This window comes from Vibrio sp. 2033 (assembly GCF_033339735.1).
Map to the genome: position 1 here is coordinate 1 of NZ_JAWOVC010000157.1, position 923 is coordinate 923.

At 42.4% G+C, this 923-nt stretch carries 2 protein-coding genes; one reads left to right on the forward strand and one right to left on the reverse strand.

Going from position 1 to position 923, the window contains the following annotated elements; all coding sequences use genetic code 11:
* The first annotated feature begins 146 nt into the window (after positions 1-146).
* Entirely contained in the window at positions 147-668 is a 522-nt protein-coding gene (locus tag R7P74_RS25285; RefSeq protein WP_020842201.1) for a lipocalin family protein, read from the forward strand.
* A gap of 18 nt (positions 669-686) precedes the next feature.
* Here R7P74_RS25285 and R7P74_RS25290 read toward each other — a convergent pair.
* Positions 687-923, reverse strand: a 237-nt coding sequence (locus R7P74_RS25290; protein ID WP_318123393.1) for a helix-turn-helix domain-containing protein, incomplete at its 5' end; no start/stop codon positions are given.

The window sequence follows — 923 nt, forward strand, 5'->3', positions numbered from 1 at the left end:
TGTCGTCAGTCATTTCAATGATATTGAAGCTTTGCAAGGTGATCAGGAACAAGGGTTGGCTTGCGGAGATTCTAACATCTTTCGTCTGTGATCGATTTTCTATCTTATAGAGTAAAATCAATGAGTAATCGCTAATGGAGTTAAAAATGAAATCTATAAAAGCATGGATGTTGTTATGTTTGATCGCGATGTTTGGTTGTACGTCAAAACCAGATGATGTTGAGCCTGTAAACAACTTTGCACTCCAACCATACCTCGGTAAATGGTATGAAATAGCTCGACTGGATCATTCCTTTGAGCGCGGCCTCTCTAACGTTACGGCTGAATACGAATTGCGTGAAGACGGTGGTGTCACGGTTATCAACCGTGGTTATTCGCAAGAAGATAAAAAGTGGACACAAGCCGAAGGCAAAGCGTATTTCGTTGGAGATGAAAACATCGGCCATCTTAAAGTTTCATTTTTTGGCCCGTTCTATTCCTCGTACATTGTGTTCGAGCTAGGAGAAAACTATGAGTATGCCTTTATCTCAGGTTTTAACCATGATTACTTGTGGCTACTTTCTCGGAAACCAAATGTCGATAAGGCGACGGTGGAGCGATTTAAGCGAGTCGCCAAAGAGAAAGGCTTTGTGCTAGATGAGTTGATCCTGGTCGATCAAAAACAGTAAATTGTCCAACTGCTGACCTTACAGTAAGGTTCGATGCTTCATAAAGCTCAGTGGTGTTTGTCCCGTTTGTTTTTTAAAGAACGCAATGAATGCGCTGTCTGATGAAAACTCCAAACAATGGGCAACATCACTGCCTTGCCTCTCCTCACACAACAGCTCTATTGCCTTTAACAATCGCCATTGCTGACGCCAATCTTGATAAGACATGCCTGTTTCGGACTTAAACAGTCTTGTAATTGTCTTACCGCTTGCCCC